This window comes from Massilia sp. P2_C2, from assembly GCF_056404615.1.
Genome location: NZ_JBFUDR010000001.1, coordinates 1 through 13180 on the forward strand (window position 1 = coordinate 1; position 13180 = coordinate 13180).

The following is a 13180-nucleotide window of genomic DNA, read 5'->3' on the forward strand; positions in this document are numbered from 1 at the left end:
CAGGATGACGATCTTCGTGAACGGGTGGCTGACGATGCCCGCGAAGTGGGCGAACGAGATCTCGGAACGGAGGCTCTGTTCGAACAGGTACAGCAGGAACGGCAGGAACAGGAACAGCACGAAGCCGCTGATGCGGTGCAGGATCGAGACGATCGCCGACGGCGGCTGCCTGTAATTCATCGTGATGTCCGTAATGCTCACATTACGGATCGGCTGCCCTCTTTTTTGCACGTTTTTCACGGCTTCAGACATTGGAGCGACTTCCTTCTTGGGTGGGTGATGGGACCGGTTTCATGCAACCGCAATGCGGCACGCATGACCGCCTACCGGATTATCGTAAAGATCTTCTATACTGTCCAATATATGGATCGTTTTGAATCCATATTTAAAACAGATACCGGCAATGGAATTACGACATCTACGCTACTTCGTCGCGGTCGCGGAAGAAGGCAACGTCACGCGGGCGGCGGAAAAACTGGGCATCGGCCAGCCGCCGCTGAGCCAGCAGATCCAGGCCCTCGAACGCGAGCTCGAGGTGCAGCTTTTCCACCGCACGGGCCACGGCGTCGTGCCGACCGAAGCCGGCAAGGCGCTGCTGGTCGACGCCAAGCGCCTGCTGGACGATGCGCAGCACGCGGCGCAGAACGCGCAACGCGCCGGCCGCGGCGAGACGGGCCAGCTGCACCTCGGCCTGACGGCCTCGGCGTCGTTCCACCCGATCGTCCGGGCGCTGATCCGTGCCTACCGCAACACCTATCCCGGCATCGCGCTGACGCTCACCGAGGACACGACGGCGCAGCTGCTGGCCCGGCTGGACGAAGGCCGGCTCGACCTGGCCCTGCTGCGCCCGGGCACGCATACCTTCGCGGGCGTCGCCCTGCACCAGATCGCCAGCGAGCGGATGAAGGCCGTGCTGCCGGTCACGCATCCGCTGGCGACACGCCGCCGGATTCCCCTGTCGGCCCTTGCCGAAGATTCCTTCGTCCTCATCCCCCGGGTCGCGAGCCCCATGCTGCACGACGAGATCGTCTCGGCATGCCGGCAGGCCGGATTCGATCCCATCCACGGCCAGCAGGCGCCGCAGCTGTCGTCCGTCGTGAATCTGGTCTCGGCCGAATTCGGTGTGTCGATCGTGCCGGCGTCGGTCAGCCAGATCCATGCCGAAGGCGTCGCGTTCGTCGACATCGCCGATGCGAAAGCCGTCACCAAGCTCGCGCTGGCGTCGCGGGTTGCGGATCGGTCGCCCAAGGTGATCAATTTTTTAACAATTGCCAAACAGGTAAGCACGGACGCCCTGCGCCGTTGAAAGTGCCTGCGTCAAGCGCATAAATTCTGCCGATTGTTGCGTTTTTCCGTCTTATGTCTTATATAAGAGTTGAGGTACAATAGCGCCCAGCACAGGCGGCGACCCCGCTTTCCTGATTTTCAAACCGACTGAAAGAGCATGTCATGTTAGCTGCATACCGCGACCACGTTGCCGAACGCGCACAACTCGGCGTTCCCCCGCTCCCCCTCTCGGCCGCCCAGACCACGGCGCTGGTCGAACTGCTGAAGAACCCGCCGGCGGGCGAAGAAGCATTCCTGGTGGACCTGATCACCAACCGCGTTCCGGCGGGCGTGGACGACGCGGCCAAAGTGAAGGCCGCTTTCCTGAACAACGTCGCCAAGGGCCTTGATACCAGCCCGCTGGTCTCGCGCGAACTGGCGACGCGCCTGCTGGGCACCATGCTCGGCGGCTTCAACATCAAGCCGATGATCGACCTGCTGGACGATCCGGTCGTGGGCAGCGTGGCCGCCGAAGGCCTGAAGAAGACCCTGCTGATGTTCGATTACTTCCACGACGTGAAGGAACTGGCCGACAAGGGCAGCGCCAACGCCAGGGAAGTGCTGCAGTCGTGGGCCGACGCCGAATGGTTCACGTCGCGTCCGGCCGTCCCGGAAAGCATGACGCTGACCGTGTTCAAGGTCACCGGCGAGACCAACACCGACGACCTGTCGCCCGCTCCGGACGCCACCACCCGTCCCGATATCCCGCTGCACGCGCTGGCCATGCTGAAGAACCCGCGCCCGGGCATCAACCCGGAAGAGCCGGGCAAGGTCGGCCCGATCAAGCAGATCGAGGCATTGAAAGCCAAGGGCAACCTGGTCGCCTACGTCGGCGACGTGGTCGGCACCGGCTCCTCGCGTAAATCCGCCACCAACTCGGTGCTGTGGTTCACGGGCGAAGACATCCCGTTCATCCCGAACAAGCGCTTCGGCGGCGTGTGCCTCGGCACCAAGATCGCTCCGATCTTCTACAACACGATGGAAGACGCCGGCGCCCTGCCGATCGAGCTGGACGTGACGAACATGGAAATGGGCGACGTCATCGAACTGCGTCCGTACGACGGCAAGGCCCTCAAGAATGGCGAAGTGAYCGCCGAATTCAAGGTCAAGTCCGACGTGCTGTTCGACGAAGTGCGCGCCGGCGGCCGCATTCCGCTGATCATCGGCCGCGGCCTCACCGCCAAGGCGCGTGAAGCGCTGGGCCTGGCCCCGTCGACGCTGTTCCGCCTGCCGCAGAATCCGGCCGAATCCAACCGCGGCTTCTCGCTGGCCCAGAAGATGGTCGGCCGCGCCTGCGGCCTGCCGGAAGGCCAGGGCATCCGCCCGGGCACGTACTGCGAACCGAAGATGACCACCGTCGGCTCCCAGGACACCACCGGCCCGATGACCCGCGACGAGCTGAAGGACCTGGCCTGCCTGGGCTTCTCGGCCGACCTCGTGATGCAATCGTTCTGCCACACCGCTGCGTATCCGAAGCTGGTGGACGTCAAGATGCACAAGGAACTGCCGACCTTCATCGAGAACCGTGGCGGCGTGGCGCTGCGTCCGGGCGACGGCGTGATCCACTCGTGGCTGAACCGCCTGCTGCTGCCCGACACCGTCGGCACCGGCGGCGACTCGCACACCCGCTTCCCGATCGGTATCTCGTTCCCGGCAGGCTCGGGCCTGGTGGCCTTCGCCGCCGCGACCGGCGTGATGCCGCTGGACATGCCGGAATCGGTGCTGGTCCGCTTCAAGGGCGAGATGAAGCCGGGCGTCACCCTGCGTGACCTGGTCAACGCGATCCCGCTGTACGCGATCCAGCAGGGCCTGCTGACCGTCGACAAGAAGGGCAAGAAGAACATCTTCTCCGGCCGCATCCTGGAAATCGAAGGCCTGCCGAACCTGAAGGTCGAACAGGCATTCGAACTGTCCGACGCATCGGCCGAGCGCTCGGCCGCAGGCTGCACGGTCCACCTGGACAAGGCACCGATCATCGAGTACATGAACTCGAACATCACGCTGATGAAGTGGATGATCGCCAACGGCTACCTGGACCGCCGCACGCTGGAGCGCCGCATCAAGGCCATGGAAGCCTGGCTGGCCAATCCCGAACTGCTCGCGCCGGACGCGGATGCGGACTACGCCGCCGTCATCGAGATCGACCTGGCCGACATCCATGAACCGATCGTCGCCTGCCCGAACGACCCGGACGACGTCAAGACCCTGTCGGACGTCGCCGGCGACAAGATCGACGACGTGTTCGTCGGCTCGTGCATGACCAACATCGGCCACTTCCGCGCGGCTTCGAAACTCCTGGAAGGCAAAACCGACATCCCGGTCCGCCTGTGGGTGGCGCCGCCGACCAAGATGGACCAGCAGGTGCTGACGGCCGAAGGCCACTACGGCACGCTGGGCCGCACTGGCGCGCGCATGGAAATGCCGGGCTGCTCGCTGTGCATGGGTAACCAGGCGCAGATCCGCAAGGGTGCGACCGTGATGTCGACGTCGACGCGTAACTTCCCGAACCGCCTCGGCATCGACACCCGCGTCTACCTGGGTTCGGCCGAGCTGGCGGCAGTATGCTCCACGTTGGGCAAGATCCCGACCCGCGAGGAGTACATGGCGCACATCGGCGTGATCAACGAGAACGCCGACCAGATCTACCGCTACATGAACTTCGACCAGATCAGCGAATTCCGCGAAGTGGCGGATTCCGTCGAAATCTGAGTCGGGTCTTCCTGACCTGACCAAACAGGGCTTCCCCGCGGGGAAGCCTTTTTTCATGGCCGCGTTCCAAATCTAACCCGGTAGAATCCCCCCTTTCGCGCGTTCGCCCATCGTCCCTTGCACAGTACCGTCCATTTTCCACCGTTCGGCTTTCGCCAGGACCTGCCCCGCTGGCGGCACCTCGTCGCGCCCGCGTGGGTGGCGGGGCTGACCGCCGGCACGCCCATCGCGGCGCAGCCGTCCGGCGCGTGGCGCCTGTTCGAAGTCGGCTACGGCGAGGCCGATGCATTCGCCGTCGGGCACATCCCGGGCGCCGGCTATGTCGATACCACCTGGTTCGAGCGCGAACCGCTGTGGAACAGGATTCCCGACGCGGAACTGGCACGGCTGCTGTCCGGCCTCGGCATCCGCCACGACGTCACCGTAGTGCTGTACGGACGGAACCTCCTCGCGGCCGCGCGCGTCGCGCATCTGCTGCTGGTTGCCGGCGTGGCCGACGTGCGCCTGCTCGACGGCGGTTTATCCGCCTGGAACCGCGCGGGTCTCGCGCTGGAACAGGGGCCGCAGCAACGCTACCCTGCCGCGCACGACTTCGGCACGGCGTGTCCGGCACGTCCCGACTACGTGGTCGACATGAACCAGGTCCGCAACCTGCTGGCGCGCGGTGACGGCGCGCTGGCCAGCATCCGCACCTGGGCCGAATTCGTCGGCAAGACCTCAGGCTATTGCTACATCGACGCGCGCGGCGACATCCCGGGCGCGCTGTGGGGCCGCGCCGGCGACGACGGCGACGTCAACAGCATGACGGCATACCTCGACGGCGATGGACGCATGAAGCCCGCGGCGGCCATCCGCCGGATGTGGCACGCCGCCGGCATCCATGGCGACCGCCGCACGGTGTTCTTTTGCGGCACCGGCTGGCGCGCGTCGCTGGCATTCTTCCATGCCTGGCTGATGGGCTGGGAGCACATCGCCGTGTACGACGGCGGCTGGTGCGAATGGAGCCGCGACGGCGGCAATCCGGTCGTGTGCAGGATGGATTGCCGGGCAGGCTAGTCTTGCCGTATCCAGCGCTGCGTGCGTCCGATCCACGGCATACCGATATATCCCCGCACGTTCATCGCCCTGCCTCCCTCGGCCAGCGTGAGCTTGCAGTTGTACTTCTTGCCGTTCTTGGGATCGACGATATAGCCGCCATCGAAATCGTTCCCTGCGGCGTGCAGACCACCCATGATTTCCATGCCGATCACCGGCTTGTTCCTGAGCGCCCCTTCGCATCGATCGCACACGGGATTCGCGTTTTCCCCCGGTTCCGGAAAAAGCCGCTCGATACGTCCGCTGAACTCGCCGTCGCGCTCCACGATCCGGATGAGCGCGCGCGGCTTGCCGGTTTCATCATCAATATTGCGCCACAGTCCGGCCGGCGACGAATGCTGCGCCGACGCGCCGACCGAGATCACAACGCTCACCAGCAACATCCCCCAATGTCCATGTTTCATCATCTGTCCTTCGTTCATCAGAGCGTGAAGCGCAACTGCGCAAAGATCAGACTGTTCTTTGCCAACGCACCATACAGGCTGTGATGTGGTCCAAAAAAATAATCGCTCCCGGCAAGTACGCGCCAACGATCGCTGATTTCGTAATTGAATTTCGTCCGCCAGAGTCCGCCACCGGAATCGCTCATGAGGACCGCACTGGTTTCGGCGGCCAACTGGTCGTTCCACCAGCGCGACGCGAGGCGCAGCGTCATGCCGCGCTGCAGGTCGGCGACCTGGTTGCTGGTGCTGGCCTGGCGCCAGACGACTTCGCGTACGAGCGGCTCGGCAATACGATCCGGACTGAGGAATCCCCGCACTTTTTGCACGACCAGTTGCACACCGACCGTCGTTACCTCGCCAACGCTCAATTCGGGCCCGGCAACCAGTGAGAGCTGGCCTTTCTTGTGGTTCCAGTCGGTGGCGCCCGTGCTCGCGGTTTTCGTGTACGCGCTTTCGGCGCGCCAGACCATGCCGTTTCCCGTCACGTTCAGGTCCGCGCCCAGCACCCGCATGGGACTGTTATGGAGTGTCACGACCGCGCCATGCGCGTCCACGCCCGTCAGTGCAAGGTCGGGCAACAGGTCGGCCCCTTTGAAGTAGGAGATGGAACCGTCGACCGGTCCCCTCGTGACGTCCCATTTGATGGCCCATTGATGGTCCCGCGGCGGCGCCAGCGTCGCGTACCGGACCCCGGCAATCGATTCGAGTGGAATCACATGGCTGGACGCATGCGGCATGAACACCCCGGACAGGCGGCCACTCTCCGATTTGAGGATGACTTGCACCGCGTCGGCCCCGGAACGCTGGTCGCCGTCTTCCGGCGTCAACATCGTGAAATCGCGCGGGGTCAGGTTATCGGTCGGATTGATGCCGTCCGCCCTTCCCCATGCCATGATCTGGCGCCCAATCTTGACCTGCGCCGGACCGGTCCTGTAGCTCCAGTAAAGCTCGCGGACACGGCCATCGCGGCCCGTCGCATGGTCTTGCGCACGCAGCCATCCGTCCGCGACGACGGTTCCGAGCGCCGCGGTGCCCAGCTCCGTACGCACCCAGGCGCTGGCCTGCCCCGCGCCGCTGCGTCGATCGAGCTGGCGCGAGCCGCTGGCGCCATCGGCGCGGAGCGAAACCGTGGTGTCCTGTGACACGGCACTTTCCTGCGCGACGGCCGAACCGGCGATGCCAAGCACCGCCAGGACGGAAGCGACCGGCCTCATTTCTCCAGCTCGCCCGGCGTGAACAGTCGCGCGGACACACCCTGGTCGGCCTTGAACGCATTCAGCTGGATACTGGTGCGGTGCCCGGTCTGCAGATTTTCCGCTTCGGCCAGCTTGGCTTGCCAGCGTCCTTCCTTGCCCACCTGTTCGATCTGGCTGAACTGCATGCGTTTGAGCGGTTGCATGCCGAGGTCCCACGTCTCCACGCGACTGGCCACGTAATTATCCGTCCTGATCCACGACACCCGCCGGGAGTAGCCGGAGTTGTTGCGCACGGCCTCGTTCGCGGGTACCGATTCGATCACGTAGTGCGGCACGGCGCCGATGGTTTCCTCCCTGAGCAGCTTGTGATTCCATTCGTCGGTCTTGTAGCCGATGACATCGCCATAACTGAAATCGGTGCCGACGAAACTGTCTTTTTTATTGGCGGCGGACAGCCTGCGCACCTTGCCCAGTGCGGGCAGGTAGATCCACATGTCGTCTTCACCCTTGTCGTGTTCGATCATCAGTGAAGCCGTCCCCTTGATGTCCGCGGGGGCGAGGAAGCGTACCAGGCGCATATTGTCCTGGCCATTTTCCTGCAGCAGCGTGGCGCCACTCGTGGTGCGCACCCGCTTGCCCCCGTCGCGACTGATCAAGGTAAACGTGGCATCGCTGACCGAATCCTTCAGCCTGGTCGCGGCCGCATTCTTTTGCATGATGGACAACGCGCCGGACGGCTCGGCGCGGGCACCGGCGGCCACCAGCAGCATCGCACCCGCCCCGATCACCAGTACGCTGACGAGCTGCCACAAGGGCCGGCGCCGAGCGTCGTTGAAGATGAAGCGCGGCTGCAGGTACAACACCATCGCCGGAACCAGCGTCAGGGATGCCATCACGCTCACCAGCATGGCCAGCACGATGAACAGCGAGAGCCACAGGTGAATGTTATAACCCAGCGACAGCGCCAGCACGCCGTAGCCCCCGGCAACCGCGGTGGCCACGAACAGGGCCGCCTTGCCGGCGGTGGCAAACGTATTGCGCATCGCCACGTAGCGGTTTTGGCCCGACCGGATCTGTTCGCGCAGGCGATACAGGAAATAGATGGCGTAATCCGCTCCGATGCCGACGGCCATCGCCGAGATCAGCGAGTTGGGAATATTCAGCGGTATGCCCAGTGCGCCCATCACGCCGAACACCGCCAGCACGGCCATCGCGAGCGGCAGCAGGACGATGAATCCGGCCAGCAGCGAACGGAACGCCAGTGCCGAGATGACGAAGATGGCCAGCGCGATCTGGATGATGTTGAGGATCTTCCCCTTCACCATCGTATCGGTCAGCGCGATGGTCTGGACGATGTCGCCCCCCAGGCTGATCTTCACGGACGTCCCGAATACCCTGGTCATATGGGCGGTAAGCCCGTCGAGCAAGCGCTTGACTTCCGCGTTGCTGCCGGTCTTGAGCAGGATCGTGATCTTGGCGCGGCGGTAATCGGAATCGACGTACGAGTCGAAGTCGCCGGGCTCGCCCGACATCGAATAGAGCAGCAGATACTGGGCGACCGTCCCGGTATCGCCGGGCAGCACGCCAAATGCCGGCGCGTCGCCGTGGACGGCCAGGTTCATGCGCTTGATGTAATCCACGATCGATACGGTCTTGCCGACAATGGCGTCCCGCTCGGCGACATGCTGCGTGCTCTCGATGGCGGCAAGGACCGCCGGCTGCTTGATGCTGTCCGGGGCACCGCCGTCGACCATGATGTAGAGGCTGTTCGTACCGCCCAGCTGGCGGTTCAGGAAGGCATCGTCTTCCTGGATGTCGAGCTTGCTGGAGAAGTAGTTCTTGCCCGCATTATCGATGACGATGCCCTGCGTACCCACCAGGAAAAACACCGTCAGCACCCCGCTCACGAGCATCAGCCGGCGCCTGTTGGCGGGCACGATGACCTGGGTAGCGATCCATTCCGGAATGCGGTCCCAGATGCGGTTGCGTTTTTCGGTCAGGCGTTCGGTGTCCGACGGCGGCGCCAGCAGGGAGCGCACGGCGGGTATGAAGGTCATCTCCAGCAACACGGCACTGACGATACCGACGCCGGTAAAGAATCCGAATGTGCGAATGGCGGCGATCTTGAAAGCCAGCAGCGAGAAAAAGCCGAGGGCGGCGACGCCGCCGGCAATGATCATCACGGGACCGGTGCCGACCAGCGAATTGATCACCGCCTGGCGGTTCGCTTCGACAGGATTGAGCGCGCCCGTGCGGCGCAGCGCTTCGTATTCCTCGTAATAGCGCTTGAGGAGTTGTACCGCGTGTCCCGCCGCCACCGCGAGAATGAGGATCGGCGTGGGTGAATTGAAGATGTCGAACGACTGCCGCAGCATGCCCATGAAGCCGGCGCCCCACACGACCGCCATGAGGGCCGTGACGAGCGGCAGGATCAGGCCCTGTCTCGTGCGAAAGGCTTCGAAATGCAGCAGTCCGATCACGAGTAGCGCGATCGGAAACAGGAAGTTGATACGCGCCGCGTATTGCTCGGTCTTGTCGAGATACACCGGGCTGCCGCCCAGATGGATGCGAACGTCCGGCCCGGCTTCGGCGTCGACGATGTCCTTGACCGGCTGGACCATATTGCGAAACCCGTCGGGCCGTTCCTTCATCTCCACCAGGATGGCGGCGGTGCGCCGATCGGCCGACACGGCCGTGTCGAGGTAGACGGGATTGGCGGCCAGCGCGGCTTTCAACTGGGCGATGGCGGCCGCGTCCACGGCACCGCCGGACAGCAGCGGTTTCGCCTCGAAGCCATCGGCGGTGCCTTTGATGCCTTTGGCCTGCCGGGCCGCCAGGCTGACCAGTGTGGAACGCACGACACCGTCGGAAGCCTCGAGCTTGCGCGTTATCCGGCTCACCCGGTCAAGCACCGCGGGCTGAAAAATGTCGCCCTTTACCGGCGTGATGCCGATCAGGATGAGGTACTTGGAACCGAACATCTTGTCGATGAGGCGGCTCTGCTGAATATAGGGATGGCCTTGCGGCGCGATGGTGGCGGGGTCGATTGCCACGCGCAGGTTGGACGCGAAGAACGCCAGGGCGGCGGTTGCACACAGAGTCAGGGCAATGATCCATGACCGGAAGCGCAGTACGCCTTGTGCGTATTTGAGCATGATGGTTATTTCTTGTGTTGTGAATTCGTGAGAAAGGCGTCAAGCGGAGATCGCCTGTTCCTGCTCGATGGCCTTGAACAGATCGACGATCTGGCGCACCAGCTGGTGCTGGATGTAAAGGCTGGCGGGCGTACGCACGACGGGCGGCACGTTCAGCGGCAGCACGGTAGCGATCTCGCCCGTGACGCTGACGCCGCCATCGATCTCCTCGATCCGGTAGCAGCCGCTGCTTTCCATGTTGCCGCTCACGGTGGTCCAGCTGATCCTGCCCTCTTCCTCTTCCATCACGTGCTGGGTCACGTACTCGCCCGCCATTTCCAGTCCAAACGCGCTCTGGCGCTCGAGCGTCCAGGCAAAGCGCGCCTGGCCCAGCGCCTTGATGTCGGCCACACCCGGGGCGAATACGCCGGTGCGCGCGATATCGCTGGCGGCACGAAACACATCCGCCGCGTTGCCGCGAATGGTCATTTTCTTCTTGATACTTACACTGATGCTCATGCTGTGTTTTCCAGGGTTGAAAGTTGAACTGCGAGCTTGCGCAACATCGCAGCGACGATACGTCGATGAAATGGTTCAATCAGCTTGATGTAGCACTTCCCCAGCCCGTTGTGCACGTCGACGATGGTGCTGACCGTGATGCTCAACCCATCCGCTTGCGGCTGGCGCAATAGCGACAAACGCACGTCGAGATGGCTGTCGTCGATCTTGAGCACCAGTTCGTCCTCGCCGATGCTGTCGATGACGAACAGGTCGAGCTTGTCGCCGGCCTTCCAGCCGACGTTGTCGTGCACGTGGTCGAGCGCGCCGAACCGGCCCACGTCCTTCAGGCCGGCCAGGCGCGCCAGGCGATTGCGGATATCGAGCAGGACGTTAATCCAGCGCGGGGCCTGCGATACCGAGAGGTGGTACAGTTCGGCCATGTTGCGCCGGGTCGATCCGATGCGAATTTCGTAGGCGTCGGCAAAATAGGCGTGCGCCGCCCGCCGGCCCAGCGCACACTGGGCCGGCACCGTGCATTCCCGGGCTTTCACGCCGCGTCCCGCGTCTGTGCCAGCATTACGCGGCCAGTTCCGCGTGGCGGGAAAACAGGGCGTCCATCGAAGCGTTGACGAACTCCTCGTGATCGCGCAGGTTGTCGATATCGCGCTTCAGCACGCAGCGCAGCATCGCTTGCGTGGAGGCCGCAACCTCCTCGTCGTCGGCGATCACCGAACGATAGAAACAATGCGGCGCCAGGTAAGTCGCGCCGATATACGCGGCCGTTTGCTGGAAAGGCCGCAGGAATTCGTCGACCGAGAAGTTGGCGTAGCGGCCAGCGCCATAACCGTCCATCGGTCCGCCGACCGACGTCGACACCATCCACTCCTGGCCCTTGAGCTTGTCGCCACCATAGGCGTAGGCAAAACCGGGCTGCAGCACCAGGTCCAGCCACTGTTTGAGAATCGCCGGCGACGAATACCAGTACAGGGGAAACTGCAGGACCACACGCTGATGTTCCTGCAGGACGATCTGTTCTTCCAGGATATCGATGTTCATGTCCGGATAGAGGGCAGTCAGGTCGCGTACGGTCACATCCGGCTGCTTCGAGAGCGCTTCCGCCCACGCTTTATTGACACGCGAATTCGCAAGATCGGGATGAGCCACGATGACCAAAGTTTTCATACGTTCCTTCTGATGAGATTGATAAATGCCACGACCACCGCATTGCTCAGGCGGCCGCCAACGCCGCGCCGAGCGTGCGCATCTCGACGAATTGACCGCTGCCGATCCTGCTTTTGTAATCGCCCCACAACAGGGCGCACATCGTGCTTGCCCGCTCGCCGGCGGACAACATGTAGCCGGGCGCCGCCGCGCGCTCCCTGAGCATGGCGATTTCCGGGAAATCTCCCTCCACCGGCAACATCGCCGCGTTGCGGCTGAGGCGGGTATCGACGAGGCACAACCCGAGCACCGCGAAGAAGACCTCGGGGTGTTCGAGCGCGTACAGTTGGGCGAGCATGAGCAGCGTCGCTTTCGACAGGCCATATGCCCCGTTGCCCGCCCGCGCGCGCACGCCCGCGATCGAGGCCGAGAACACGCAGGTGTCGATGCGCACTCCTCGCTGCAACAAGGCGTCGAGCACAGCCTTGTTACCCCATACGTTCACACGCATCAGATGGTCGATCTCGTGCCGGGAAAGCGCCGACGCGGCCTTGATGCTGCTGCCATACTGACCGGCATTCAGGAAGAGAAACCGCACTTCGTCCAGCGTGGGCAACAGGTCGAGCATGCGTCCGATCGCCTCCTCCAACCCGGCCGGTGAGGCCAGGTCCAGCGCATGGAACACGAAATTGGGATGAGCGACCAGGTCGGCCGGGGCCGTGCGGCTCAGGCCGATGACCCGGAATCCACGTTCGAGGTGCTGCTGTGCCAGGGCATGGCCGATGCCGGCACTCGCACCGGTGATGATGACGTTTTCCACTGTCGACATCAGAATTTACCGGCCGTCGCGCCGCCGTCGACCGGCAGGACCACGCCCGTGATATAGGACGCCGCGTCCGAGAGGAGCCAGGCGACCGTGCCCGCCACTTCCTCGGGCTGGCCGAAACGTCGCATGGCGGTGGCGCCGATCTTGCGTTGGGTACGCTCGGGATGCGCAGCGAGGCTGGCGGCGTCGTTCATGCCGCCGCTAATCGGGCCGGGCGCAATCGCGTTGACGCGGATCGCCGCCCCGCCGGAAGCCTGCGCATACTCGATCGCGGCCGCCTGGGTCAGGCCGGAGATGGCGAACTTGCTGGCCACGTAGGCGGCCTGTCCCGGGATGGCCATCACGCCGGCCACGGAGCTGTTGTTGACGATCGCCCCGCCGTTGCCCGCAGCCATGACGCGCAGCTGATGACGCATGCAGAAATAGGTGCCGTGGAGGTTCACGTCGATGACCTGCCGCCATTTTTCCGAGGAGCTGTCGCCCAGACGAGCATGCTCGGCCGACAGGCCCGCATTGTTGAAGGCGCCATCGAGCCGGCCATATTCGGCCACGATCGCGTCGATCATGGCCGCGACTTCTTCCTCGCGCGCGACGTCGCAACGGATGAAGCGCACGCGTTGCCCTGCATCCTTCAGTTCTTCCACGGTGCGCTGGCCCTGCTCGCCGTTCCGACCGCAGATGATGACGGTTGCGCCCTGGTCGGCCAGGAATGCGGCGGTCGTCCGGCCCATGCCCGCAGTGCCGCCGGTCACGAGAATGATCTTGTTTTCGAGTTGTTTCATGTGGTTC

Annotated in this window: 12 protein-coding genes; 3 read left to right on the plus strand and 9 right to left on the minus strand. The window is 63.9% G+C overall.

The genetic code is table 11. The features are described from left to right. Nucleotides 1-180, minus strand: a 180-nt coding sequence (gene sdhC / locus AC1DYX_RS00005; protein ID WP_477254989.1) for a succinate dehydrogenase, cytochrome b556 subunit, incomplete at its 3' end; no start/stop codon positions are given. A 223-nt stretch (nucleotides 181-403) separates the two neighbouring features. On the opposite strand from sdhC, the gene AC1DYX_RS00010 reads away from it, so the two are divergent. From AC1DYX_RS00010 to AC1DYX_RS00020, 3 genes are all read left to right on the plus strand, one after another. Then, nucleotides 404-1306, plus strand: a complete 903-nt coding sequence (locus tag AC1DYX_RS00010; protein WP_477254991.1) for a LysR family transcriptional regulator — start codon at nucleotides 404-406, stop codon at nucleotides 1304-1306. Between the two features lie 143 nt (nucleotides 1307-1449). Then, the gene (locus AC1DYX_RS00015; RefSeq protein WP_477254993.1) at nucleotides 1450-4035 is read left to right on the plus strand and encodes a bifunctional aconitate hydratase 2/2-methylisocitrate dehydratase; all 2586 of its coding nucleotides are present in this window, start codon (nucleotides 1450-1452) and stop codon (nucleotides 4033-4035) included. A gap of 117 nt (nucleotides 4036-4152) precedes the next feature. After that, nucleotides 4153-5091, plus strand: a complete 939-nt coding sequence (locus AC1DYX_RS00020; protein ID WP_477254995.1) for a sulfurtransferase — start codon at nucleotides 4153-4155, stop codon at nucleotides 5089-5091. Here AC1DYX_RS00020 and AC1DYX_RS00025 read toward each other — a convergent pair. The 8 genes from AC1DYX_RS00025 to AC1DYX_RS00060 are packed head-to-tail and all read right to left on the minus strand — an operon-like array spanning nucleotide 5088 to nucleotide 13173. After that, nucleotides 5088-5552, minus strand: a complete 465-nt coding sequence (locus AC1DYX_RS00025) for a DUF2147 domain-containing protein (protein ID WP_477254997.1) — start codon at nucleotides 5550-5552, stop codon at nucleotides 5088-5090. The two genes, AC1DYX_RS00020 and AC1DYX_RS00025, sit on opposite strands and share 4 nt — an antisense overlap. Next, nucleotides 5552-6787 carry a hypothetical protein gene (locus AC1DYX_RS00030; RefSeq protein WP_477254999.1) on the minus strand — a complete coding sequence of 412 codons (1236 nt, stop codon included), beginning with the start codon at nucleotides 6785-6787 and terminating at the stop codon, nucleotides 5552-5554. The genes AC1DYX_RS00025 and AC1DYX_RS00030 overlap by 1 nt, the downstream gene beginning before the upstream one ends. After that, nucleotides 6784-9924 carry an outer membrane lipoprotein-sorting protein gene (locus AC1DYX_RS00035; RefSeq protein WP_477255001.1) on the minus strand — a complete coding sequence of 1047 codons (3141 nt, stop codon included), beginning with the start codon at nucleotides 9922-9924 and terminating at the stop codon, nucleotides 6784-6786. The genes AC1DYX_RS00030 and AC1DYX_RS00035 overlap by 4 nt, the downstream gene beginning before the upstream one ends. Before the next feature lie 39 nt (nucleotides 9925-9963). Further along, a complete protein-coding gene (locus AC1DYX_RS00040; RefSeq protein ID WP_477255003.1) occupies nucleotides 9964-10422 on the minus strand; it encodes an SRPBCC family protein in 459 nt (152 codons plus the stop codon). Next, entirely contained in the window at nucleotides 10419-10955 is a 537-nt protein-coding gene (locus AC1DYX_RS00045; protein ID WP_477255005.1) for a DUF2867 domain-containing protein, read from the minus strand. The genes AC1DYX_RS00040 and AC1DYX_RS00045 overlap by 4 nt, the downstream gene beginning before the upstream one ends. Before the next feature lie 25 nt (nucleotides 10956-10980). Next, nucleotides 10981-11586: an NAD(P)H-dependent oxidoreductase gene (locus tag AC1DYX_RS00050; protein WP_477255007.1), complete on the minus strand. Its 606-nt coding sequence runs from the start codon at nucleotides 11584-11586 to the stop codon at nucleotides 10981-10983. A gap of 46 nt (nucleotides 11587-11632) precedes the next feature. Further along, nucleotides 11633-12394: an SDR family NAD(P)-dependent oxidoreductase gene (locus tag AC1DYX_RS00055; protein ID WP_477255009.1), complete on the minus strand. Its 762-nt coding sequence runs from the start codon at nucleotides 12392-12394 to the stop codon at nucleotides 11633-11635. Next, nucleotides 12394-13173 carry an SDR family NAD(P)-dependent oxidoreductase gene (locus AC1DYX_RS00060; protein WP_477255011.1) on the minus strand — a complete coding sequence of 260 codons (780 nt, stop codon included), beginning with the start codon at nucleotides 13171-13173 and terminating at the stop codon, nucleotides 12394-12396. Before AC1DYX_RS00060 ends, AC1DYX_RS00055 begins: the two co-directional genes overlap by 1 nt. Nucleotides 13174-13180 lie beyond the last annotated feature (7 nt).

Excerpts from the sequence above, each read along its gene's own strand:
- AC1DYX_RS00040 (WP_477255003.1), bottom strand. The coding sequence starts at position 10,422 with ATGAGCATCAGTGTAAGTATCAAGAAGAAAATGACCATTCGCGGCAAC.
- AC1DYX_RS00010 (WP_477254991.1), top strand. The coding sequence starts at position 404 with ATGGAATTACGACATCTACGCTACTTCGTCGCGGTCGCGGAAGAAGGC.
- AC1DYX_RS00060 (WP_477255011.1), bottom strand. The coding sequence starts at position 13,173 with ATGAAACAACTCGAAAACAAGATCATTCTCGTGACCGGCGGCACTGCG.
- AC1DYX_RS00030 (WP_477254999.1), bottom strand. The coding sequence starts at position 6,787 with ATGAGGCCGGTCGCTTCCGTCCTGGCGGTGCTTGGCATCGCCGGTTCG.
- AC1DYX_RS00035 (WP_477255001.1), bottom strand. The coding sequence starts at position 9,924 with ATGCTCAAATACGCACAAGGCGTACTGCGCTTCCGGTCATGGATCATT.
- AC1DYX_RS00050 (WP_477255007.1), bottom strand. The coding sequence starts at position 11,586 with ATGAAAACTTTGGTCATCGTGGCTCATCCCGATCTTGCGAATTCGCGT.
- AC1DYX_RS00055 (WP_477255009.1), bottom strand. The coding sequence starts at position 12,394 with ATGTCGACAGTGGAAAACGTCATCATCACCGGTGCGAGTGCCGGCATC.
- AC1DYX_RS00025 (WP_477254997.1), bottom strand. The coding sequence starts at position 5,552 with ATGAACGAAGGACAGATGATGAAACATGGACATTGGGGGATGTTGCTG.